The following is a 24,067-nucleotide window of genomic DNA, read 5'->3' on the forward strand; positions in this document are numbered from 1 at the left end:
CCTACTGCTCCTTTCTTGATTGAAATATATTGATGATCTGATCTACGTCAGCAGCATCCTTTAATGATTCGCGAAAGTCGTCATCCATCAGACTTACCGCAAGTTGTGACAACATTTTCAAATGGACATTGTCCGAGGAATCCGGCGCCGCCAGCATAATCACATAGTCAACCGGCTCATTATCCAGCGCTCCCCATTCGATCGGATTTTTCAGTTTCACCAACGTAAACGCGGCGTCTTTCACACATGAGTTCTTGCAATGCGGGATTGCGATCCCATTCCCCATTCCTGTAGCAAATTCCAGCTCTCTCGCCTTCACCCCTGCCAGATATTCGTTGTAATCAGTAACTTTACCCGCGTCATACATCATCCGACAGATCTTTTGGATAGCCTCCTCTTTATCTTTTGCATCCAGACTCAGCGAAACTAATCTTCTGTCAATCATATCTGCCATTTCCATTGTCTTAATCTCCTTTCAAATCAACTCAGAGTTTGATTTTTATTTAAATAATTCTGTATATTTTTTTGCTTTCAGCATGTTTTCCACTGCCTTTTTATCTCTGGTCAATTCCAGGACATCCTTAAATATTTCTTTGATATATGCCTGTGACGCAGCATCCAGAGACAACATGAAAATAATCTGTACTTTTTCCTCTCCCCAACTGACCGGCCTTTTCAATGTCATTAATCCGATCCCCTGTCTTTTAATGTGTCCTTCAAATGCATGCGGGATCGCGATCAGATTTCCAACCGCGGTCTCCGAAAGATTTTCCCGTTCAAACACAGAATTTATAAAGTCTTCATCTGTATATCCCTCGCTAAGCATCCTGCCGCCCAGAAGCCGAATCACTTCCTCTCTGGACTTAAGATCACAGTCAAGGATCGTTATCTCATTATGTAAAAACTGTTTCAGATACCTGTAATTATTATCCGGCTCCGGAGTATTTTCTTTGTTATCCACCAGAAATTTCTGGATCTTCTTTATATCCGCTTCATTCAATACCGGTGATATCTGAACGACCGGTGTCGATTCAAGCACAACCGGTACCGTCGTAATCACAAAATCCTGTTCCTCCGGTTTCAGTTCCGAAAGCCTCGTAGCTGAGGTCACCTTACTGATTTCCAAATTGGGGAAATAACTTCCCAGTTTCACTTTCAAGAACTGCGATGTTCCAAATCCGGTTGTACATACAATGGACACCGTATATTTCCGCACTGCTTTCTGCCTCATCCGTTCTATGGATGTCCCCATATGGAACGTGATAAAACCGATCTCGTCTTCTTTTGGTTTAAACTGATATAAAGCAGAAAACTTTGCCATAAAATACGAGGCAACCTCATATTCATAAAAAAGTTCTTTTTTGATGGCCTCAAGGATCGGATTGTATGTGTACAGCTTACTGTTCATCCTGAGAATCATACATTCCAGATGATCCATCAGCGAGCCGATCAGCTCGTCGTCGTTTTCCATATTTAATGAAAATTTCCTGTCACAGTCCATCAATAATTCTATAACTGCATCAAACATTTCCGGATTACGTTCACGCTTCTCCTTCAACGTCCTTTCCTTCTCCATCGGAATGTGAAATCTAAGACCTCTAAGACAAATGCTCAGATATAAATTTTCTGCCTCCGGTATTTCTATCCCCCATGTTTCAGCCAGCCGTTCCTTGAGATACTGGAGTACGAAATTCATTCTCCTTGATTCCCAGTGATCATAGCTATCTCCCTGATCCATCTGTCTGCCCTGTGACAACCGTTTAAGCATGACCGCAAGCGCTATGATCAGTTCTTCCACCGATGTATCTGTAAGAACGAATTGAAACCTTCTCTCGATCTGATTTATAATCTCTCTAAGCTGAGCCAGATCGATCTCTTCAAAATGACGTTGAATATTTAATGTGCCGGTCTCTTTCCTTCCTTCCGCCTGTTTCAATGCTTCTATCAGAGCTGAACGAAATTGGCTTTCTGTCCCTTCAACCTTAATCCCATATTTTACTTTCTTTATAAAATCGAGATTGAAATGATCCCAGAATGTATCCAGTTCACCCAGATCGTTCAGTACGGAGGCCCTGCTTATGTAATACTCTTTCGCAAGTGTTTCCATAGATATATAATCATTCTGAAATAAAAGCTCTACCGCGAAATGATACTTCCTTACCTCAGGAAGCATATATGTGTTTACTCCGCCTTTCAGGAGTTCCTTCAGATATTTTTCTCCCTCGGCATTGTCAAATTCGATCCACAGTCCGACACCCTGCTGACTATTGATCCGGCAAAGATGATTGTTCAGTTGTTCGTTAATCTTTTTTATATCCGTCTTTATTGTTCTGGAACTGACCTTGAGTACGTCAGCGATCTGAGCCGTCGTCAGTGTGTCACCATGCTCCATAAGTAAATCCAATATCCTTTTTTCTCTTGTCAACAGCATGTCTTGGCTCTCACCTCTCTTCTGCTCCTGTTATTTGAGCATATTATACATGTAAAAAAACGCTTTCCACAAATCAGATTATTTCCTCTTTTCCAGTAAACTTAGTGAAATAAATAGCAAAATTATACATTTTGCAACAAATTACATCAGGTTTTTTATGCACGTTGTACACTGTTTTTTTATCTATTTCCCCGCCTCCGCTTCATAAATCCCGTCTTTTTCGCTTTTCAAGTAATCTTCACTCTTTTGAACCGGTTTATAAACAATTTATTTCACTATTCTGGTGCAATTTTCTCATTATTCTTTTTTTTCATTTATTCTTATAATAAACACAAAACAAAGTATTATTTTAAGGAGGAATGGCATATGATCAATTTCGAGTTTTATAATCCTACAAAAGTTATTTTCGGAAAAAATGTAGAAGCTGAAGCCGGTAAAGAGATCAAAAGACTCGGCGGTCACAAAGTACTTGTACATTTTGGTGGGGACTATCTTCAGAAAAGCGGCACATTAGATCGTGTACATCAAGGGCTTCTCGATGCTGGACTTGAATATGTAGATCTGGACGGAGTTGTCCCGAATCCGCGTCTTAGTCTAGTAAAGAAAGGGATCGCTCTGTCTAAAAAAGAAAATATAGATTTCATCCTTCCGATCGGCGGCGGAAGCGCGATCGATTCCGCAAAAGGAATCGCCTATGGACTTGCCAATAACTTTGAACTTGAAGAACTATTAATGGGTAAAGTAACTACCGATAAGATCGCACCAATCGGCTGTATCTCCACAATTGCCGCAACAGGTTCCGAGACAAGCAATTCGATGGTGATCACCATCGAAGAATACGAAGGCCAGAAAAACCTGAAGCGTTCCTACAATCACGACTGCGCGCGTCCGCTTTTCGCATGCATGAACCCTGAATTGACTTACACACTTCCTGTATATCAGACAGCCAGCGGGGCATCCGACATTATGATGCATACAATGGAGCGCTATTTCACCAACACAAAAGACGTTGATCTAATCGACCGCATTGCAGAAGGTCTTCTCGTATCCGTCCGGGAAGCAGCCTTAAAAGCTGTGGCCACACCGGATAATTACGAGGCACGCGCTACTCTGATGTGGGCCGGAAGCCTATCCCACAACGGACTCACCGGAACAGGCCGTCAGTCCGACTTCGCATCACACAAGATCGAGCATGAGCTGGGCGGTATGTTCGACGTCGCTCACGGTGCGGGACTCTGCGCGATCTGGGGAAGCTGGGCAAGATACGTATACAAAACAAATCCGGCACGCTTTGCTCAGTTTGCAGTCCGCGTATTCGACGCAGCCGAAAATTTCCACAACATAGAAGAAACAGCGTTAAAAGGCATCGAGGCATGGGAAAACTGGTGTACAAAGATCGGTATGCCAATCAACCTGAGAGAACTTGGAGTTACTCCCACAGACAGCCAGATCGAAGAAATGGCAGAAAAATGCGTTGCAACCGGCGGTGGTACTGTCGGATTTTTCCAACCGCTGAACAAAGACGATGTCATCAATATTTACAATATGGCAAAATAAATTCCTTTTCTTTCCTTCACGAGAGGGTATAGTGAATTGAGGAATCAACCGGAGATACGGATCTGTTCCGAAATAAATAGTATAAAGAAGGTGCCACAGAACCATTTAACATAGATGATTTTGTGACACCCTTTCTTTTCTCTTTACGCTTTTTCATCCTCATACATTTCTTTTAGCAGCCCGTGAATCAGATTCTGCTTTCTCTTATTCAGAGCGCTGTACATCCTGCATATATCTATATGATTTTCTGTAAATTGCTGAAATTCAATCCAGTATTCCTCTGTAAGCCTTTTATCTGACATCTTCAGAATATAATCGATAGATACATGAAAAAAACGGGATAGTTGTATCAAAATATCTGCCGGCAGAGAATTTTCACCGTTTTCAATTCTACTGATAGTCTGCTGTGAGACATTGATTTTTGCAGCTAACTCTTCTTGCTTTAGCCTTCGTTCTTTTCGGAGTTCTTTTACCCGGTTATCCACTGTGTTCACACCCTTTAATAATCTACTTATTATTGTATCGGATACCAACCGCAGTGCTATCCGATTATAAGGTTTATGTATACTCTGATATGATGTATTCCTATTTTATCCATATATCCAATGTTACAATAAATCTGGTGATGAATGATGTTATCAAATACGTTAGGAAATCAATTAAAAGAACTCCGCATACAGCATAATATGAATCAGTCTGATCTTGCCGAAAAATTAAGTATACAAAGACAAACTATCTCTGCATACGAACGTGGAATCAGCATCCCAAATATTTTTATTTTGATTCAGATGGCTGATATCTATAATATAACTTTGGATGAATTAGTCGGCAGAAAACAGCTTCTCAAATGAACTGTTACGCTTTGGCAGACGAGTTCCTTTCACTGCTTGTAAATTTCTTCTCCTATAGAGTATAATAAGCCTTAGTGTACATATAGTAAGTATTTCACTAAAGGAGAACATTTATGAATGAATATGAAAGAATGTTGCAAGGTGAACTCATTTCTCCGTCTGCTCCTGAGCTAAAGGAAATGAGAGTTTTTTGCAACCATATTATCTTTGAGTTGAACCAGCTCGACAACAGTCAAAAGCAAAAACGGTACGATACATTAAAAAAGCTGTTGGGACATATGGGAGAAGATGTCAATATAAAATCTATATTTCAATGTGATTACGGAAGAAATATCTATGTAGGAAATCATGTATTTATAAATTACAATTGTGTTATTGCCGATGTCGGAAAGGTTATCATTGGGGATCATGTAAAAATAGGTCCGCAGGTAGGCATCTATACAGTCAATCATCCTCTAGACTCTGATGAAAGACTTACCGGTCAGGAATATGGGCGTACTATCAAACTTGGTGAGAATTGCTGGATCGGAGGCCATAGCGTAATCAATCCTGGTGTGACACTTGGGAAAAATGTCGTTGTAGCCTCTGGTTCTGTTGTCACAAAATCTTTCGGTGATAATGTTCTCCTCGCCGGAGTTCCGGCAAGAGTAATCAAAACGCTTTCCTAATTGCAATGTACAAGGAGAAAGTCTCCTTGTATATGGATACTGTTATATGCGTATTTGGATATTTAAAAAAGGTATTTAAAAAAACTCAAAAAAATGATTGACATTTAATCTGATAACAGGTATTATATTATTCGTGGCGTGTGGATATTATCATACATGCCAAAATGCGGAAGTGTCGGAACTGGCAGACGAGCAAGACTAAGGATCTTGTAAGCATTGCGCTTGTGTGGGTTCAAGTCCCATCTTCCGCATGTATTTTATTGGGCTAAATTCCTTGTATTTTCAAGGTTTTTAGCTTTTTTAAATTTTGCGAAATCAATAACTTGACTGTCCCACACTGTCCCACAAGTTTCATGTTTACCCTTAATAGAATTGTCATTTTGAATATTCGGGATATTTTGGATGTGATCAGTAGATTCTAGTGCGTTTAGAACACAGTTTTCAGTTGTTTCATCATTTTCTACATTAAAAATATAATGTTTAAGTGTCGTAGATTCATCGGCATGTCCCAGCATATCTTTTACAATGCTAATATTAACTCCGTTGTGTAGTAGTGTAGAAGCATAGGTTTTTCTAATTTTATGCATTGTTTTAACTGGCATACCTATATGTTTGCAGCCTAATCTAACTTGGCAATCTATAGCATCTGGACTCAGTATTTTCCCATCTCTAACAAATAGAAAATCTTTGTATTTCAGATGGTATTTTTTATTAATCTTTTTTACTCTCTCTATAATCTCTTTTGCTCTTTGAGTTAATGGTATCCACCTATCACCATCTTCGGATTTTGTATACTCTACAACTACAAAGCCTTTACTTTGAACGTTATCTAAATTGGAAGTATCAAATTCCTCTATGACTTGTCTATGAATATGAATCCGATTACCTACGATGTCAGAAATACTAATAGCCAATATTTCGCCTTTTCGTGCACCTAATTCAAAATCTAATATTACAGCTAACGGTGCCGTATTAGATGGGTTATTTTGTATTCTTCGTTCCATTTCATTATAGAACAATTCTCTTTCATCATTCTGATATACTTCAGTTTTATTACTTTTCTTTTTTGAATTTAAAAGATTTTTTTTATTGACTTTCGTGCGATAAGGATTCTTAGTAATATACTCAGCGTCTTCTGCATATTCTAGTGTTTGTTTTAAAAGACCACACATATTATAAAATGCCTTTTTATTTAATTTCTCTGTATTTGTAACATCAGCCAAAAAATAATCAATATCTATTTTTCGGATTCTTACAAACGGCATAGAAATAAAATCGGGATATTTTTTATAAAATCGTTTCCAATCCGCCATCATTCTACGAATTGTACCTGATGATACTTCCTTTGCTTTGTATTGCATAAATTCATAAAACAGCATTTCCAAAGACATTTTTTCTATATTTTCTTTATTTTTTAACGCTGATTTTTTATCTTGTCCAAGATAATGCTGGTATATTACATCTTCAAGATCTTTTTTGTGCCTACGTTTAACTCTTTTCTTCTCTCCATTGGCATCGTAACAAGGCAAATGTGTATACCATACCTTTTCTTTTTCGTTATACCATATGGAAAATTGATGTTTTTTTAAAATCTCCTCTCTTTTATTCATTTCAACTTGTTCTTGCACGTATGATACATTTATTATGCCATTTTTAATAGCATAATTCAACATTTCTTCTTCCGTACAAAGTTGTCTATTACAAATATATATCAAGTCCTTTCATTACAAAAATAATATATATGTATAATAGGACAGGCAATACCTGTCCTCAAACAATAATATTTTTTATTTCCCTGTACTTCCGATACCACCAGTTCTTTCGTCATTAGCCATATCATCATTAGTTATGCCAAATGATACGAAAATACCTTGTGCAAATTTATCTCCGGCTTTTAACTTGAATATCTTGTTGCCATTGTTACTAATCTTTATAAATATATGACCTTCGTTTTCAGCGTAATAATAATCACTGTCAATAATTCCAACTGTGTTATCGATCTGCATACGATATTTGAATCCCATGCTGCTTCTCGGAAAACACATTAATACCCATCCTTCATCAATTTTGCATCTAATTCCTGTAGGAACTTTAATAGATTCTCCGGGTTTTAAGCATATATCAAATGGTGTTGAAAAATCATATCCTGCACTACCTTTCGTTGCTCTCAATGGAATACTAATGTGTTCATACATTTCTTTTACACAACTCATATCCGTTATTGTGTTCTCACAGAATTCATTTGTATATGCTTTTACATACTGTTTATATGACACTTTTTTAAATTTCGCTATTCTATCCAAATCCAAAATCTCCTATTCTTATTTATTGTATATATACATCTGCATATTGTCTTCCAAAATTAATACACTCATCGTAAGTATTCATATAAATATCAATAACCCCTGATGTTGGGCATACGTCTGCAATAGTATATGTGCCAATACCGTTAATATTTATAACTGTACCGATTGGAAAATCGCATGAGGCCGCACAGCCAACATAAGGGTATTCTCCATTTGCCATTGCATTGCCTGTCCATGTATAAGCTGTAATTTGATATGTTCCTGCGTAATTGTTTGTACTTTGCGTATATTCATTTTCGGAATATGTATCTTCTACAGGAGCATAGTATTCTTCAGCCATAACTTCGGGAACTGATTCTTCTATTGTAATAACTTCTTCCGTACTTTGCGCTTCTTCTACGATTTCAGCTACTTCTTCTGCTTCAGTTTCTTCCGTATTCTCTTTTTCATTTTTGTTTATAGCATCAGCTTCATTAGTTTCATTTTCTTTTATAGTCGTAGCAGTTTTGGTATTCTCTACTTTTTCTTTCCTATCATTAGCATCAGACTTTATATTATAATAGATGAATCCACTTAATATTACGATAATGCACGTACACAATGCACCAATTCTCATCTTCTTTTTCATACGTTATCCTTTCTATCATATTGAATAATTTTATTTCGGTTCATGTCACAAAGAATTTTATTAACTCCTGAAATAACTTTTTTAAGTACGATATTTTTATTTTTGTTAGAATACTCGGAATCATAATATGGAAAATAAAGCAACTCAGAATTATTATCAATTACATCATAACCAATATAATTATCAGGAAATGACACAAGAAATGATATAGAAATTGTAGGTATATCTTTATATTTATACAATGGAAATATTAATTTATAACTTGTCCCATATTTTTTAAAGCCATAATCAATCAGTTTTTCATGGGTGCATGCTTTATTTAGCTTTAATATCTTTATGCGAATCACACTCCTTTGCGATAAATATTATGGGACTCATCATTTAGAATCCCATAATACTATTTTTCCCTTTGATAACGATTTTTGTACATCTATGACACGTTGATTTGTACTTCCAGCCCAGGGGTAATTCAAATCAAACTTGTCTTTCTCATACATACCGTCCACTAAAACATCTGCTCTTTTCATAATAGACTGTCTTAATGCACTAGTTTCCGTTAAACGATCAACTGAACAATTGGAGAATAATTGTTCAAAAGTGAAGCCTGTGTATATCCATATTGTTTTTTCAGGAAAATATTTTTTGATTTTATCACATAGCGAAAAGATTGTTGTTAGATTTGATTCATGAAGTGGATCTCCGCCAGTAAATGTAATACCTGAAATATAATCTTTGGAAAGCTCCTTAAATAATTCTTCTTCCGCTTCCTTATCAAATTCAATTCCACTTTTAATATCCCATGTTTGTGGATTTTGACATTCATCGCAATGATGTTCACATCCAGAGCACCATAAACATACTCTGAGTCCAGAACCATTTAACATATCATCTGTAGTTATATTATGATAATTCACTGTCAGGCTACCTCCTACATAGATTTTCTATCTCTAATTTCCGCATTTTTAGCTTCATTATATCTAGTATCTCCATGTACTCTTGTAAACCCTAAGTATCCATTCATCCTATCGATTTTAGTAATATCTTTACTTCCACAAACGGGACATTCGCTCATATTTAATTCTTCATGTCCGCAATGCTCACAATATGCAAGTGAAAGATTTACACCCTCATAAAAACCTTTTTTCATAGCTCTACGAATCAATGTTACTACAGCTTCTTTATTATAATTTACAGGATAACGACAATATTGAATTTTCCCACCATTAAAGTAATTCCAGAATCTTTCTTCATAGTCTTGTTTTTCTATTGGAGTAATATCTTCCGATACATGGCAATGAAATGAATTTGATACGTATTCTCTATCAGATACATTTTCAATAATTCCATATTGTTTTCTGAATTGTTGTACTTGCAATCCGCATAAGCTCTCAGCAGGCGTTCCGTAAATTGCATATAACAATTTATCTTCTTCTTTGAACTGATTGATTTTCTTATTTATATATTTCATTACTTCAAGAGCAAATTCACCATCTTCAATAATGGATTTCCCGTTATATAGTTCTTGAAGTTCATTTAACGCGGTAATACCAAAGGATAATGTCATTGGTTTGAGGATGGATTTAATTTTATCTGTTGGTTTTAATGTTCCTCCATATAATCCACCTTCACAAAACGCAACCGGATTTACAGAAGCTTTTATTTCTCCAATATAATCATATGTTCTTTTATGAAGATTACGGATCATTTCAAGATAATAATCCAGAACTTCCCAAAAATCTTTAGACTCATTTCTTGATTTTGCAAGAATCATCGGCAAATGTAGGCTAACAACGCCTAAGTTAAATCTACCTTCAAATACCGCTTTATCATTTTCATCCGCCGACTCCATTCCGCCCCTTTCATACCACGGAGAAAGAAATGCTCTGCAATTGTGAGAATAAACACCACTAACTTCAAAATGGCTACTATCTGTTTCGACATCATAGCTATAGTCATTTTTTTGAACTTTATTCACACTTACTACTGTTGAAATCTGATGATTTCTTTCTGAAAAGCTTTCAGTATAATTATTACGTTTTTTCTCACAAGCAATGTATTCAATAAGTTTATTATCTGGATAAAATTCTATTCTATATCTAATAAGAGTTGGGTTATTTGAATTATAATGGTTATAATATACTTTTGCAGGCATTCCCAGAGATTGCGCAAGAGCCATTTGTTGTAATGCAAGTTCTTTATTTGTAGATCTAATTTGTACAACAGACCCACCGTGTGAATTCGGGTTAATATATCCATCTGCATCAATCATACCAGCAAGAAATGCATATTTACTTTCATTATTCCAGGAAAACACTTCATTAGGAATATGCCTATTCTTTTTATTTATTCCTCCGAACATACTAGTAAAATAATTAATGGCATACTGAAGATTTGATTTGTCATCTGCAATAGTACATATATCTTTATAATTCCCTTTACTTCCTCTATTTTGATTTACTATTTTTGAGTCTAATGAAAAATATTTTTTCATCGTAGATATATATTTTTCTGCAATTTCGTTTTCACCATTTTCTGCAATTGATATAAAAACATGATTATTTTGATAGCATCCATCACAAAGCACTACGCCTAACAACCAAGCTTTATCGGTATTGAATATAATGTTTTCTTGATTATATTGTTCTGAATTTATATATATATTATCGTTGCAATTTAATTCGCAAACTTCTTTTGTAATTCCAGAACATGTGGTTATTTTATGATCTGATGTGCAAAGTAGTCTTCGCCCGTTTGATAATTGAACATCTACCCATTCATCTGATAAATTACGAATAATCTTTTTTGTATTTACAAATCCATTTTTCGTGTCATATATCAAAACATCTTTTAATTCCATGTACAAATGTGGTTGACCTACTATTTGCTGTTTTACTTCAAAATGGTCAGTAAGCCTATTCCACATACGTTCGAAAGATTCCACATATAGTTTATCATTAAATTGATATGTTATTACTTCTTTGCCATCAACGCATCCCATTGGACTAACTACCTCGCCATATTTCTTGTACATACTCGGCACGTATCCTTCACCCGTAAGGGAAAGCCAGTCTGGGTACATAGTTTTCATGCTACACTCAACCCCGGCATTAAACACATCTTCGTTAATGCAACCTTTACCGTGCAAATTTTCATCATATAAAAACACTAACTTTGGAAATAAAACTGGTTTTTTAAAGCCCTTTTTTCCCTGTCCTTCTTTATGCACATTTAAAAATGTAATTGAAGCCATCTTTCCAAACTTACTTGTATCAAGACCAAATGTCATTGTAACGAAGGGATAGTCCCCTCTGGAACTGCCAACCGTGTTTAACTTATATTCAATTCCTTGCCACCCCTGTTCAAAATCTCTTTGGACTTTATTCGTAGCATACTCATTAGCAAGTTTTTCTATCGATACATCATCGCATTTATTTTTTCTTGTTATTTCTAAATATTCCTTTTTATAACTCTCAAAGCTCTTTTTGGCATACGGTACTAAAATCGTATCAACTCTTGGAACTGTAAATCCTCCGTATTGTTGTGCGGCGGTTGAAAGAATAATATCACCCATAACATCAAATGCAGTGTCAAGTGAATTCGGCTCATTATACCATACGTTACCCATTTCAAAGCCATCTTTCATCACTTCCCCAACTCGGAACAGACAGCAATTAAACGTGTCTCTTCTAGCAGCCATATCATGCACATATATATATCCGTCATTGCATGCTTGCTTTTCATCCGTTGTCATAAAGAATTTCTGATACAATGCTTTATTTAAAACATTAAATACAAGACTTCGTTTTGTAGCTACTAAAGCAGAATCAGTATTGGCATTGTCTTTATCACCTATATACATAATAGATTGACTTTTTTCATATACATCATCCATCATTTTTACAAAATCCAATTTATAATTTCTGTATTCTTGATATGATTTTCCTACCTCTGGATACATATTAAGCAATGTTTGCTCTACTACATTATGTACAAAACCAATCGGAACTTCCTCATCATCAAAATTTTCAGCTTCTATTTCTTCATAAACTCTATTACATATAATTGCATAATCATGATCTGTCAAGGTTATCAATGCTCTTTTTGCAGCTTTTGTCACGGCATTAATTATCTTTTGCTCATCATAATCTTGCAGCGTATTATCCTTCTTAATAACTTTTAGCAATAAATTGACCTCCTATTAATCTACTTTGCTTCATCTTATTATTCTTTCTGATATACCATTGAATTCAAGTAAATGAGTTCCTTGTACAAATCAATCCATGATATGCAACGTATATATCCATATTCTTTATTCCATGGATATTCTTCTCCAAAAACAAATTTATAAGTCGCATTACTTGTTTTCAAATTATTCGCACAATCATCTATAAAAATACCGTCTGTCATGTCTACACATGATTTATCTTTATGTTTATCTAAATCAACACCAATAAATTTAATATCCTTACTAATATGGTTATAAATCCATTCACTCTTTAAATTTAAATTAGGGGTATGACCGTGAGATACTACATAGACATCAAAATCATACATAAGTAACCACAATAATGATTCTGCATTTTCCATGAATTTGAGATGATTGAAAAAACGCGGTGTGTTGAAATAAAAATCGAATATTTCTGACGAGGCACATTTACATTCTTCAAATGACCAGGAATTTATTTCAGATGGTAGAACTTTTTTGAACCCAGAATATTTTAGAAAATCTTCATTATATAAATCTACAATAGCAGTAATAGTATCAACAATAACACCATCAAAATCTAAGAACAATTTTGGTTTTACGATGATATCACTCCTTTCCCAGTTCATTCTTGACCCATTCACATACTTTATCCACAGACTCATCAAAAGGTCTATCATTTCGTAGATGATAGTGAAAAGTATGTCTATTTTCATATTCTGTAAATTGTAAATTTTCGTCTACATATCGCCTTTTAAAATCTTTAATATCATCTCCACGTTTTTTTGCTCTTTCTTCAGTCAATTTAATTGGTGTGCGAATATAAATTTCAATAAATTTATATCGGTCGCCACACTTAACTTTCAAATTATCCAAACCCATAGGATCTATTACATACACATCAGACTTATCCAACATATTAAATGTTGTAAAATATTTATATCCGTTGATTTCCGTATAAGCAACAATATCATTTTTGTATTGTTTTACTTCTTTTTCAGTAATAAAAATGTGATCTGCTCCACTTTTTTCCGATTTACGTTGTGGTCGTGTTGTATATGACATAACTGATATTAGGTTTAACCTTTTACAAACTTCTTTTGCAATACTAGACTTCCCAGATGCGGTACGCCCAAGAACCAAAAATTTAATTGGTTTGCTCACTGAATTCACCATTTTCCTTTTTTAATTTTTCTTTATTTACTTTTGTATGCATTGGGCATACACCTTTTTTCCATTTCTTCAAAATATGTTTCCTACAGTATCCTTGAGTTTTCCCAAGACATATAGTTAAATTTTTGCAACATGGATATGGACAATTATCAAAATTAACTTTAGAAATATCACAAGATTCGATCAAATATTTTACAAAATTATCATTGCTTATTAAATCATCATTATTTAATCTATTCATATTAAGAGATATCACCTTTATTTATAAAATTTAAACCTTCTCTTTTTAAATTTTTTACTTCTCAATTTTCCATTTCCTTATAAAATTGTAAAAATTTTCTTCCACATCAGTTCTGTCACTATGTATAATCACTTCAATCGGTTCAACTAAATTAAGGCTGTGCAGTCCCAAAAAACTTCTACCATTAATAACATGTCTACCTTGTGTAACTACAATATCACCTTCATAATATGCAATACCTTTTACAAAACAATTAATGTCAGTGATATTATTTAAATTAATTTTCATTTCATTAGTCTCCTTCTATTTTCCAAAGCTTCATATCATTTATAAATCTAGCTATCACTTTTTTATCACATGTATGAATTATTGCTGTACATATATGATCTGGTGAAATACTCATGACGCCTAGTGTAGATTTTGCGTCCACTGTATATCGTCCACAAATTAAATCAATATCACAATTATAATCTTGACATGTCGCAATAAATAATGCTGCATTCTTTGCTGTCTTAAATTGTAGTTTTACTGATACCATTGTCATACCTCCTAACTTATCATCGTTTAATATATCCTTCTCCTCCATTGCGTAATCTTAATACTATGTGTGAAGCGCAGTCAGAATCAGCTAATGAATGACCAATGCAATCAATCACATATTCTTTTCCCTCTAGTTCTGCAAGGATAAAATCATCTTTAATTAGAGATAATTCTTTAATCATCTGTCTACTTGTTACTATCACGTAATGTTACTTCCCTCCCCTTACTTCCTTATCATTGCTATCACTTCATCCTCTGTGATAATGGGAATATTTAATTGTTTTGCTTTTTTATTTTTGGAACTATTTGAATTGATGTCATTATTAATTAGATATGATGTCTTTGCACTGACAGAACTAGACACTTTTGCCCCAAGAAATTCTAGTTTCGATTTTAGGTCGTCTCTATTCGAGAAATGTTCTAAAGAGCCTGTAATAACAAATGTTTGACCAGACAAGTTTTTGTTTTTGGATTCAGAGCTTTCATTTGTAACAAAGTGTATATTGCGAATAATCTGATATACCCTATCTTCACCATACATTGTCATAAACCAATTATGGATATTCTGACTAAGTATTTCTCCGAAACCATTAATACTTGAAAAGTCAAAATTATTAAATCCTGCATATTCAAATTATCCCATGTTTTAAATACTTTAGTTAGCTCTTTAGATTGAGATGATCCAATACCAGGAATGCTTAATGCGCAAATAAATTTTGATAATGCAACATTTTTACTCTTTTCTATTGCTTTGGATAATTTAGCTACAGACTTTGTACCAAATCCCTCCATGCTAATAAGTTCTTGAAAATGACAGGTAAGCTCATAGATATCTGATAGATTCTTAACCCAACCAAGTTCAATAAATTTTGAAAGAGTTTCATCTGATAAGCCATCAATATCCATTCCTTTCCGGGATACAAAATGAGATACCCTTCCAAGTAGTTTTCCTTTGCAATATGGATTAGTACATTTCAAAGCTTCACTATCTTTTTCTTTTATAACCTCTGTTTTACTACCACAGATAGGACATGAAACTGGAATTTCATAGGAATTACTTTTAGTAATATTGTCTCGAATCTGGGGAATAATTTCATTACTTTTATATACTGTAACCCTATCCCCTACTCCAATCTGAAGATTTTTCAAAATACTTACATTATGTAGTGAAGCTCTTGATACTTTTGTCCCGCAAAATTCAACTGAATCAAAGATAGCAGTCGGCGTAAGCGTACCTGTTTTACCCATTGTCCAATCAAACCCTCTGATAATAGTTTCCTCTTCTTCCTCATAAAATTTAAATGCAAGTGAATGTTTAGGGTGATGTCCTGTAGAACCAAGTGACAATCCATATTCGATATCATCGTATGTGATTACAAGTCCATCTATAGGTGTATGAGTTATCTGCGCCATGCGTTTTAAAATCTCAATTCGTTTTTCTATACTATCTTTTGTTGACATCTTCAACTGTAACGCACTTACAGTATCAAAGCCTAATATACTCGTTGTGTTTAAACGTGCCATAAAATGATTTCTATAATAAGTAACAAGGTCATTGGCACCACAAAGGGAAACTAATTCTGCTTCATTTTCGATATACGGAACCTTCCATGCTACAAATTTAATATGCCTTTTCGCTGCAATATTACTATCTAACTGCCTTACGGAACCACTCACTAAGTTCCTTGGATTCTTATATTTTTCATTTTCAGTTAATTCTGAATTAATTTTTTCAAAATCATCGTATGTGATAATTGCTTCTCCCTCAATTTCAAGGCGATGTTTATATGGAATCTGGAGTGGGATGTTTGTAAACACTCTGGCGTTATGTGTAATAATTTCTCCAGTCTCACCGTCACCTCGCGTTTCAGCTTGAATCAATTCACCCTTATCATATGTCAAAAGCACTGTTAATCCATCAAGTTTATGCATTAGAACACAGTCATTTTCTCCCATAAAAGCAAGCAAGTCATCTATATTTTTTGTTTTATTAAGAGATAACATTGGATGAGAATGCTTTACTTTTTCAAGCTTTGATACCGCTTCATACCCCACTGTCTTTGTAGGCGAATTTACATATGATATTCCAAGTTTATTTTCTAATGCAAGCAATTCATCATATAAATCATCGTATTCTTTATCTGATATCACAGAATTTGAGTTATTATAATATTCATAACGATAATAATTTAATTTATTGGTAATTTCTTGTAGTTTATCTCTTGCGTTCAAGTAGTCTCCTCCTCTCTGAATACCACTCCATATTCCTTCATAATCTCAATAATTTCTTTTGATGTTCTTTTTTCAATATTCCATTTCAGCATTTCATCTGATTTACATAGTGATAATTCATTAATATCGTTAATATCATGCCCTTTCAGAGCCATGTAAGCAGGAATTGACATATTTATCGTTTCTATTTTTGGCATATTAAAAACTCCCTATCAAACTGGAATCATACATCTGAAACTATATAACATAGCCACAACAAATCCGAAGGTAATAATCGCATATGGAATATCGCTCAATTCTACACGCCAACCTGTTACTACAAATAAAATCACCGTAACAATCAATGCTGCAATAATCATCATTATACAACTCATACTTGATTCTCCTTAATTGAATCTGGCAAAGACATCCACGTTTGTCTTGAAGTATTATGATTTGTACGAATACATCTCATGAACGCTTGTGGCTCAGCTAGTAAAAGACATCTTGTCTTTGCCCGTGTTAATAATGTATATAACATACAGTTGTCTAAAAGCGTATAATGTTGTTTATCAATAATACCTATTACTGTTCTAAAGCCCGATCCTTGGCAATTCCATGCGCTAAATCCATTTTGTACAAATTGATGTGTTTTTGGCATTTCAATACAATATGTTTGTGCTATTGTAGTGTGTATATCTTTAACCTTTTGGATACTTGTATTATGATATAAATAGTCTAAATATTTTACATCGTTATTGTAAATATTATTTTCATTACAGAATTGCAAGAATAATTTTAAAGATGCGTAACTAATATTTCTTCTGTCTTTTCGCATTATTTTATATGAGATTTTATTTCTTGGAATGTTATAATCTTTAACAATTTTTTCTATTATATTTTTGATGTATGGGATAGCATAATTACTAGAAGTCTTTCCAGTTTGTTCGTAATATTTATAGGATTTTTTCTCTTTCTCGTTGCTAATAAATCCAATTGTTTTTATAAATTTATCGCAATCAGTACCATATAAAAAGAGGTTATAACTTATTGCATTTGTTCCATTTGGACAACAAGTGCTACGTTTCAATTTGGTTGATATAATTCCCATATTTAATAACAACATTTGTATTTGATTAACCAATTTCTCACATGCAGACGTAAACGATATATGTTCGAATTTATTATTTTTCACACACACACTTCCGTCTTCAAACACTCCACGCAAAAATTCAATTTGAATCTCTTTTGGTGCTGACATTATTACATGTGGTACAAATTTATTGTTTGGTTGTATCCCGTCAATGTTTTCGCAAAAAGCCTTAATGTGTTTTGATGAAATTTCACTTAGATACATTCCTCCCATTGTACCACCAGGAAGTACATTGCGTGGTTCCTTCGCTTTATACCCAAATATTTGATATATTACATTATTAAAATCCAGAACTACGTTTTTATGGTTTTTTCCGTATTTAATTCCGTGGTTTGACACTACTCCATCTGCAACCATATAACCTAAAAACCTAGCAAATTCTTTTGTTAAATACGTTGGGATTTCATAAATTGAAGTTCTAATATCAAGCGTACTTAAATCAACCTTCCAATTATCTGGTAATGATATCTTATCTCCGTATATATTAGAATTTTTTATAATCACAACATAATCATCATTAGTGATATCTTTAGCATATTTAGGAATAATATATCCGTCCTTACCTAAGACATTTATTTTATGGTCTGGAGTCGCCGTTAGTGAATACCCACGTTGAGAAGAAATAATAAGACACTCTGATATACCGGCATTATAAAATGCTTTTGGTTTTTCTAACTCATATCCATTATAAACATATGGAACATCATCATTTAATATTTTTGATTCATATTTACCTGCATTATTATTCAGTTCATTTAATTCTATGATACCATTTGTGCTAAATAACATTGTGTCTTCTGTAACGCACTTATGGCATGTCATAGCATATGCTAGTTCAATTTCAGAAAGTTCATTCATCTTATATTCGACTATCTTCTTTCTGTCAAATGATACGGCTAAATCATTATACTCAACTTCACAATACTTCACTTTTTTCTTTTCTTCATTTTTTTCTCCAATATACGTTATATAACCTATTTCTCCATTAAAAATATTTTTTTCATAGTTGTTAGTTATCTGCATAACTTTTGCTCCAAGTTTAAAAACTGTTTCTCCATATGAGATAAATTTAGACTCACTGCCTAATAATTTTTCTTGAATAATTTTATTTAATTCTATGGAACTATTTATACAATTCTGTTTTCTTGGAGTAATAATGACGACCTCTCCTATATCTTCTGTTTCAATAGATTTTAAAAAAGTTTGAATTGCAATATTCTGTAATGCTTCTCTATTGTCTCGGAACATATAGTACATATCTTTTAATTTTCCACGTATAATTTTTAATGAAGGTTCACTCAAAGGACTGATACCGTCTCTTATGAGATTTGCATCAGATAAAATACCTGATAATTCTGCCTGTCGCATTGGTTTGGTAAGTTGATAAGAATTGAATTCAGATCTGTGTATAATGTCAGAAAATACATTGCCATATCCAATTGGTGGTAGTTGCATATGATCTCCACATATAATTATTCTGGTTGTATCATTAACAGCCTCCAATAAAGAAAGAAACAATCCTGCGTTAATCATACTTCCTTCGTCAATAAGCAGAACATCTGTAGGCAATGGATTTTGGAAATTATATGTGAATTCATTTAGCCCCTGTGAACCAAGTAAGCGATGAATCGTGGATGAAGCAAATCCTGTTGCTTCTGTAATTCTCTGCGCTGCCTTTGCTGATAAGGCACAAGTAGAAATTCTATAATTAAACCCTTGATAGACTTTGAGGATGCCTCTTGATATTGAACTTTTCCCTGTCCCAGCTTTTCCTGAAATTATAATGAGGTTGGATTGTATTGACTGTGTAATAACATTTTTTTGTTCTTCGGTATATTGAAACCCCTGTTCTTTCTCAGCTTCTTTGATATATTCATCAACTTTATTATCATCTTCTATCACAACTATATGATTATCCAAGTTTTGCTTTGATACTAGGATATTAAATATTTTTTCTTCAATATGTCTATATTCTTTTGATCCAACTTTATCTTCTTCTATATATAAGAAAGTATTATGTTCTAACAAATCATCTAATAAATTGTAACACTCTGGAATTGTATCACTAATAGCATTTTTTAAATTATTTATATACACCCATGTATGTCCACCGCTCTCTCCGCACTCTTTTAAGTAAAACATAATAAAGGCAGTCAACCGATGGTTCGACACCCGTAAATCTGGTTTGATTTTTAATGCCATATCATCAATTCTTTTAAATCCAAGACCTTTGATTGCTTTAACCATGATATAAGGATTTTCTTTTAACTTTTGTTTAAGCAATGATGGATTTGGTTCTGCGTCAAGAAGTCTTTTAATCATATTGAAGGTCACACCCATTGGTTGCAATAGAGTAATAATGTCCGAAATGATATAATTTTTTATAATAGACTCTCTGATTTTATCCCAAGTTTTTTTCCCAACCCCACGAATTTTATCATACTCTAAATCTATCAGCCCACCATTCATAACATCTTCAATCACATTGGGATATTCGTATAAGATATTATCAGCGATGGATTCAGAAGATACTAATGATTTTAAAAATAGTTTCTGTTCTTCTTGAGATTGCGGTATTATCGCGATAATGGATATGGGTACATATTGATATTGATGGAATTTTTCATTATACTCACATCTCGCTTTTACGAGATATTCCGAACCTACATATAACTGTTGCATTTTACCAGCTATTGTACTCATTTTTTGCGTAACCGCTTTATCGTCAAGTGGATCTTTATATTCTAAGTATTCTGGGATCTTATCTTTTGTAGTAAAATTAAATACACCCCAAGAAGTGTCTTCGTTGTAATATCGCTCACTCACAGGAACCATTTTAAATTCTAATATTTCCATATTATCCATGTATCACTTTCACCGCCTTTCTTTTTTTAATTTCATTTAACCATGTGTAGTATGATTTCATCTCTTTGACGATTACTTTATCGTCTGAATCTTTCTGGCAATATATTGCTACTTGATTTCCTTTTGCAATCAAATCTTCGTATTCCTTTAATTTACTGTGCCATACGATTCCTTCTGTTAATCCAAATGACGAATAAATATTAATGTATGCAAATGTCTTTCCATGACGGTCTTTTTTCTTTTGTACTTTTGCAATGATTCCTACAATTGTGCATAACTCTCCTTCTTCCACATCCTCAAATGCTCTAGAAAGATACCGATATGCGTCACAGAATGGATTGTCATTGATAAAAATTTGCAGTGCTTCAAATTCCCAAAATTCTTCATTTTCAAGATATTTATTATTTTCTCGGATATATTTTTGAAATCGCTCTGATTGCTGTTTATCAAAGGCTTCTTGTCTCTTTCGATTGTATACTTCTAAGATTTTTTCTTTATCGTAATCATATTTTTTTAGACCAATTCGATATTTTTCTGGATCAATATCCCACTCCGCAATCAATGTCGCATATGAAGGTGCTTTTGCTACGGATTTAAATTTCAGTGGTTTATATAGGCTTTTCAAATATCGGATTAAACATATTTTTTTATCCTTTGTGGGTATTGCTCCAGCTTTAATCAAAGAAATAACTTGTGCTTTTGTAACACCTGTACGTTCGATAAAATCTTGTAATCCCATATATGCGCCATTTATATTTCGTTCGCTAATAATTGCATTTGCAACATTTTCTCCAATGCCACTGATAGCAGATAATCCAAACAATATTTTATTATTGCTAATCGAAAAATTCATTTCTGACTTATTAATATTAGGTGGTGTCACATTAATACCAAAGTCCTTCGCATCAATAATATATTTATTAATCATACCTGCCTTATCTTTGTTCAGGTTAAATAATGCTTTAAAAAAATAGATTGTATAATAAGTTTTTAGATATGCCGTTTGGAAACAAACTACAGCGTAAGAATAGCTATGGGATTTATTAAAACAATACCCACCCTTAGCAGACATTTCATCACTAATTATTTTTGCTAATTCTGCACTATATCCTGTATCTATGATCTCTTGATATAACTTTTCCGATTCCTTCTTGACTAATTCAATATTCTTTTTCCCGATCGCCTTACGATAAAGATCCGCACCGCCATACGTTCTACCACCAAATTTGCGTACAATATCTAATATTTCTTCCTGATATATCAACTGACCGTATGTATCTTTTAATATACTTTCCATATCTGGATGAATATAATGCACTTTCTCTGGGTTATGTTTGCATTCAATATATTCATCTAATGCTCCCATTGAATCTGGTCTATATAAAGCTAATACTGCGGATAAATCTTCCATATTCGACGCCTGAAGTCTTATTAACAAATCTTTCATTCCAGCACTTTCTACTTGGAAGACTCCATTAGTCAATCCTTTGTTCAAAATAATATATGGCTTAGTATCATTGTAAAAACGAGGATTATTGATATTAATCTCATATGGATCTATTCCAGTATCATTTATGATTTCCTGTATCATTGTTAGTGTTTGAACACCCAATAAATCAAATTTAATAATCCCTATTTCTTCCACAATGCGCTTGTCAACTTGAATAACATGTTCACCCTTCTCTCCTAATTTCATCGGCATATAATCGTTAATATCTGTATCCACAATACCAACACCTCCAGCGTGACATGATACGGTTTTAACTCGTCCACTCAAATGTAATGCTATATCAAATAATTCTTGGTATTGTGGGTTATTATTGACAAGCTCTTTATTATTATCAAGACATTCTTCAAATGTATCATAGGTAAATTTTTTACTCAGTTTGTCCATTTCTTTATATTGGAATCCAAGTATTTTACCTACATCTTTGATTGCGACAACAGGGGTAATAAAAGAGAAATTAATAATTTGGCATACATTACTTTCACCATATTTACGGGTTAAATAATCTATGACAAGCCCTCTGTCAGAGAAATCCACATCAATATCCGGCATTGATACTCTTTCAGGATTTAAGAATCGCTCGAAAATTAATCCATACTTGATTGGATCAAGCTCAGAAATTTTTAGAGTATAACATACCATACTGCCTGCTGCCGAACCACGACCAGGTCCCACAGCAATTCCATTATCCTTTGCATAATTTATGAAATCCCATACAATAAGAAAGTATCCGTCAAATCCCATTTGATGAATTATGCCTAACTCATACTCTATACGTTGTTTATATTTTTCCTGTACTTCTTTATTAAGCTTATCTAATCCACGATATTTCCACCCTTCCGCTACCAAATATTTTAAGTAGTCATAATTATTGTCAAAGCCTTTTGGAAGAGGGAACGTAGGTAGTTGCGGAGACTGAAATGGCATTTTTACGTCGGCAATTAAGTCAGCAATTTCATCCGTCCTTAACAACCCAACATTAACTGCTTCTTGTCCAATTTGGCCATCCATTATTTCATGAATTTCTTCATCGCTTTGGATACAACATCCTTCGTATACTTCACTTGCAGTTTCGCTATCATGAGCAATCTGCACATACCGGCTCTGATATTTTAGATCTTCTTTGGTAGCGGCATGACTATCACATGTGATAATATATGGGGTATTTGTTATCTGTGAAAGCTTTAATATTTTTTGATTATATTCTGCTTGTTCTGGGTGATTATGCGACTGCATTTCAAGATAGAAATAAGGGAAAATAGATTTGTATTCGTTGATATACTGAATGCATTTGTCAATATCTGGTTCTTTTGCTAACTTTGACGCTAAACATGCTGAAGAAACAACTAAGTCTTTTCCATATGGTTTCATTGCCTCCAAGTCAATTCGTGGTTTATAGTAGAAACCTTCAAAATTACTTTTTGTAATCAGTTTATTAATGGCTTTTCTGCCATTCTCATTTCTTGCTAATACAATGAGGTGAAAATATTTACTATCTTTGTCTTGGACATGCATATCAAAACATTCATAAAATTCTACCCCATAAATAATTTTAACATCAGGATATTTTTGCTTTAATTTATCATAATAACAGGCGCTATAAAGATTTCCATGCTCCGTAACAGCTAATGCTTTTAATCCCAATTCACTTGCACGTTTTAAATTTTCTTCGGGTGTAGCATATCCATCTAAAAGACTATACATACTATGTGTGTGTAATGCACTGCTCAAA

At 33.7% G+C, this 24,067-nt stretch carries 24 protein-coding genes and 1 tRNA gene; 4 read left to right on the top strand and 21 right to left on the bottom strand.

Features of this window, described 5'->3' with window-relative positions:
* Position 1: 1 nt before the first annotated feature.
* Both H8S37_RS03830 and H8S37_RS03835 read right to left on the bottom strand, forming a co-directional pair.
* Positions 2 to 460, bottom strand: coding sequence for a PTS sugar transporter subunit IIA (locus H8S37_RS03830; protein WP_186874705.1), 459 nt, complete (start codon positions 458 to 460; stop codon positions 2 to 4).
* Positions 461 to 499: 39 nt separating this feature from the next.
* Positions 500 to 2,431 carry a BglG family transcription antiterminator gene (locus H8S37_RS03835; RefSeq protein ID WP_186874706.1) on the bottom strand — a complete coding sequence of 644 codons (1,932 nt, stop codon included), beginning with the start codon at positions 2,429 to 2,431 and terminating at the stop codon, positions 500 to 502.
* Positions 2,432 to 2,797: 366 nt separating this feature from the next.
* Between H8S37_RS03835 and H8S37_RS03840 the strand changes: the two genes are divergently transcribed.
* The gene (locus H8S37_RS03840) at positions 2,798 to 3,988 is read left to right on the top strand and encodes an iron-containing alcohol dehydrogenase (protein ID WP_186875761.1); all 1,191 of its coding nucleotides are present in this window, start codon (positions 2,798 to 2,800) and stop codon (positions 3,986 to 3,988) included.
* A 143-nt stretch (positions 3,989 to 4,131) separates the two neighbouring features.
* On the opposite strand, the gene H8S37_RS03845 is transcribed toward H8S37_RS03840, so the two are convergent.
* Positions 4,132 to 4,473 (bottom strand): helix-turn-helix domain-containing protein, encoded by a 342-nt coding sequence (locus H8S37_RS03845; RefSeq protein ID WP_186874707.1) that lies wholly within the window; start codon positions 4,471 to 4,473, stop codon positions 4,132 to 4,134.
* Between the two features lie 144 nt (positions 4,474 to 4,617).
* Between H8S37_RS03845 and H8S37_RS03850 the strand changes: the two genes are divergently transcribed.
* The 3 genes from H8S37_RS03850 (at position 4,618) to H8S37_RS03860 (ending at position 5,758) form a co-directional block, all read left to right on the top strand.
* Entirely contained in the window at positions 4,618 to 4,839 is a 222-nt protein-coding gene (locus H8S37_RS03850; protein WP_243207048.1) for a helix-turn-helix transcriptional regulator, read from the top strand.
* Positions 4,840 to 4,952: 113 nt separating this feature from the next.
* A complete protein-coding gene (locus H8S37_RS03855; protein ID WP_186874708.1) occupies positions 4,953 to 5,507 on the top strand; it encodes a sugar O-acetyltransferase in 555 nt (184 codons plus the stop codon).
* A 166-nt stretch (positions 5,508 to 5,673) separates the two neighbouring features.
* Positions 5,674 to 5,758, top strand: a tRNA-Leu gene (locus tag H8S37_RS03860).
* Positions 5,759 to 5,764: 6 nt separating this feature from the next.
* Here the strand turns inward: H8S37_RS03860 and H8S37_RS03865 are convergent.
* The 18 genes from H8S37_RS03865 to H8S37_RS03950 form a co-directional block, all read right to left on the bottom strand.
* Positions 5,765 to 7,180 carry a tyrosine-type recombinase/integrase gene (locus tag H8S37_RS03865; RefSeq protein WP_186874709.1) on the bottom strand — a complete coding sequence of 472 codons (1,416 nt, stop codon included), beginning with the start codon at positions 7,178 to 7,180 and terminating at the stop codon, positions 5,765 to 5,767.
* Between the two features lie 114 nt (positions 7,181 to 7,294).
* Positions 7,295 to 7,810, bottom strand: a complete 516-nt coding sequence (locus tag H8S37_RS03870) for a dCTP deaminase/dUTPase family protein (protein WP_186874710.1) — start codon at positions 7,808 to 7,810, stop codon at positions 7,295 to 7,297.
* Positions 7,811 to 7,832: 22 nt separating this feature from the next.
* The gene (locus H8S37_RS03875; RefSeq protein WP_186874711.1) at positions 7,833 to 8,441 is read right to left on the bottom strand and encodes a 3D domain-containing protein; all 609 of its coding nucleotides are present in this window, start codon (positions 8,439 to 8,441) and stop codon (positions 7,833 to 7,835) included.
* A complete protein-coding gene (locus H8S37_RS03880) occupies positions 8,438 to 8,788 on the bottom strand; it encodes a hypothetical protein (RefSeq protein ID WP_207723876.1) in 351 nt (116 codons plus the stop codon). The genes H8S37_RS03875 and H8S37_RS03880 overlap by 4 nt, the downstream gene beginning before the upstream one ends.
* Before the next feature lie 30 nt (positions 8,789 to 8,818).
* Positions 8,819 to 9,355, bottom strand: a complete 537-nt coding sequence (nrdG, locus tag H8S37_RS03885; RefSeq protein ID WP_186874712.1) for an anaerobic ribonucleoside-triphosphate reductase activating protein — start codon at positions 9,353 to 9,355, stop codon at positions 8,819 to 8,821.
* Positions 9,356 to 9,369: 14 nt separating this feature from the next.
* On the bottom strand, positions 9,370 to 12,624 hold the full coding sequence (nrdD, locus tag H8S37_RS17205; protein ID WP_243207050.1) for an anaerobic ribonucleoside-triphosphate reductase: 3,255 nt from the start codon (positions 12,622 to 12,624) through the stop codon (positions 9,370 to 9,372).
* Positions 12,625 to 12,662: 38 nt separating this feature from the next.
* Positions 12,663 to 13,289 (bottom strand): 5' nucleotidase, NT5C type, encoded by a 627-nt coding sequence (locus tag H8S37_RS03900; protein ID WP_330604845.1) that lies wholly within the window; start codon positions 13,287 to 13,289, stop codon positions 12,663 to 12,665.
* Positions 13,255 to 13,809 carry a hypothetical protein gene (locus H8S37_RS03905; protein ID WP_186874713.1) on the bottom strand — a complete coding sequence of 185 codons (555 nt, stop codon included), beginning with the start codon at positions 13,807 to 13,809 and terminating at the stop codon, positions 13,255 to 13,257. Before H8S37_RS03905 ends, H8S37_RS03900 begins: the two co-directional genes overlap by 35 nt.
* Entirely contained in the window at positions 13,793 to 14,059 is a 267-nt protein-coding gene (locus tag H8S37_RS03910) for a hypothetical protein (protein WP_186874714.1), read from the bottom strand. Before H8S37_RS03910 ends, H8S37_RS03905 begins: the two co-directional genes overlap by 17 nt.
* A 54-nt stretch (positions 14,060 to 14,113) precedes the next feature.
* A complete protein-coding gene (locus tag H8S37_RS03915; RefSeq protein ID WP_186874715.1) occupies positions 14,114 to 14,347 on the bottom strand; it encodes an HPr family phosphocarrier protein in 234 nt (77 codons plus the stop codon).
* A 4-nt stretch (positions 14,348 to 14,351) separates the two neighbouring features.
* Positions 14,352 to 14,597 (bottom strand): HPr family phosphocarrier protein, encoded by a 246-nt coding sequence (locus H8S37_RS03920; protein WP_186874716.1) that lies wholly within the window; start codon positions 14,595 to 14,597, stop codon positions 14,352 to 14,354.
* Positions 14,598 to 14,616: 19 nt separating this feature from the next.
* Entirely contained in the window at positions 14,617 to 14,802 is a 186-nt protein-coding gene (locus H8S37_RS03925) for a hypothetical protein (RefSeq protein ID WP_186874717.1), read from the bottom strand.
* A gap of 20 nt (positions 14,803 to 14,822) precedes the next feature.
* On the bottom strand, positions 14,823 to 15,146 hold the full coding sequence (locus H8S37_RS17615) for a BRCT domain-containing protein (protein ID WP_334298542.1): 324 nt from the start codon (positions 15,144 to 15,146) through the stop codon (positions 14,823 to 14,825).
* A complete protein-coding gene (gene ligA, locus H8S37_RS03930; RefSeq protein WP_243207055.1) occupies positions 15,143 to 16,831 on the bottom strand; it encodes an NAD-dependent DNA ligase LigA in 1,689 nt (562 codons plus the stop codon). The genes H8S37_RS17615 and ligA overlap by 4 nt, the downstream gene beginning before the upstream one ends.
* Positions 16,828 to 17,028, bottom strand: a complete 201-nt coding sequence (locus H8S37_RS03935; protein ID WP_186874718.1) for a DNA-directed RNA polymerase subunit alpha C-terminal domain-containing protein — start codon at positions 17,026 to 17,028, stop codon at positions 16,828 to 16,830. Before H8S37_RS03935 ends, ligA begins: the two co-directional genes overlap by 4 nt.
* Before the next feature lie 15 nt (positions 17,029 to 17,043).
* Positions 17,044 to 17,205 (bottom strand): hypothetical protein, encoded by a 162-nt coding sequence (locus tag H8S37_RS03940; protein WP_186874719.1) that lies wholly within the window; start codon positions 17,203 to 17,205, stop codon positions 17,044 to 17,046.
* A complete protein-coding gene (locus H8S37_RS03945; RefSeq protein WP_186874720.1) occupies positions 17,202 to 20,828 on the bottom strand; it encodes an AAA family ATPase in 3,627 nt (1,208 codons plus the stop codon). The genes H8S37_RS03940 and H8S37_RS03945 overlap by 4 nt, the downstream gene beginning before the upstream one ends.
* Entirely contained in the window at positions 20,821 to 24,066 is a 3,246-nt protein-coding gene (locus tag H8S37_RS03950; protein ID WP_186874721.1) for a DNA polymerase III subunit alpha, read from the bottom strand. The genes H8S37_RS03945 and H8S37_RS03950 overlap by 8 nt, the downstream gene beginning before the upstream one ends.
* Position 24,067: the final 1 nt, after the last annotated feature.

The organism is Mediterraneibacter hominis, from assembly GCF_014287475.1.
Classification (GTDB): domain Bacteria; phylum Bacillota; class Clostridia; order Lachnospirales; family Lachnospiraceae; genus Mediterraneibacter; species Mediterraneibacter hominis.

What these genes read in the sequence shown, in the direction of transcription:
- H8S37_RS03830 (WP_186874705.1), bottom strand. Translation starts at nt 460, where the DNA reads ATGGAAATGGCAGATATGATTGACAGAAGATTAGTTTCGCTGAGTCTG.
- H8S37_RS03835 (WP_186874706.1), bottom strand. Translation starts at nt 2,431, where the DNA reads ATGCTGTTGACAAGAGAAAAAAGGATATTGGATTTACTTATGGAGCAT.
- H8S37_RS03840 (WP_186875761.1), top strand. Translation starts at nt 2,798, where the DNA reads ATGATCAATTTCGAGTTTTATAATCCTACAAAAGTTATTTTCGGAAAA.
- H8S37_RS03850 (WP_243207048.1), top strand. Translation starts at nt 4,618, where the DNA reads ATGATGTTATCAAATACGTTAGGAAATCAATTAAAAGAACTCCGCATA.
- H8S37_RS03855 (WP_186874708.1), top strand. Translation starts at nt 4,953, where the DNA reads ATGAATGAATATGAAAGAATGTTGCAAGGTGAACTCATTTCTCCGTCT.
- H8S37_RS03865 (WP_186874709.1), bottom strand. Translation starts at nt 7,180, where the DNA reads ATGTTGAATTATGCTATTAAAAATGGCATAATAAATGTATCATACGTG.
- H8S37_RS03875 (WP_186874711.1), bottom strand. Translation starts at nt 8,441, where the DNA reads ATGAAAAAGAAGATGAGAATTGGTGCATTGTGTACGTGCATTATCGTA.
- H8S37_RS03910 (WP_186874714.1), bottom strand. Translation starts at nt 14,059, where the DNA reads ATGAATAGATTAAATAATGATGATTTAATAAGCAATGATAATTTTGTA.
- H8S37_RS03915 (WP_186874715.1), bottom strand. Translation starts at nt 14,347, where the DNA reads ATGAAAATTAATTTAAATAATATCACTGACATTAATTGTTTTGTAAAA.
- H8S37_RS03920 (WP_186874716.1), bottom strand. Translation starts at nt 14,597, where the DNA reads ATGGTATCAGTAAAACTACAATTTAAGACAGCAAAGAATGCAGCATTA.
- H8S37_RS17615 (WP_334298542.1), bottom strand. Translation starts at nt 15,146, where the DNA reads ATGACAATGTATGGTGAAGATAGGGTATATCAGATTATTCGCAATATA.
- H8S37_RS03935 (WP_186874718.1), bottom strand. Translation starts at nt 17,028, where the DNA reads ATGCCAAAAATAGAAACGATAAATATGTCAATTCCTGCTTACATGGCT.
- H8S37_RS03940 (WP_186874719.1), bottom strand. Translation starts at nt 17,205, where the DNA reads ATGAGTTGTATAATGATGATTATTGCAGCATTGATTGTTACGGTGATT.
- H8S37_RS03945 (WP_186874720.1), bottom strand. Translation starts at nt 20,828, where the DNA reads ATGGATAATATGGAAATATTAGAATTTAAAATGGTTCCTGTGAGTGAG.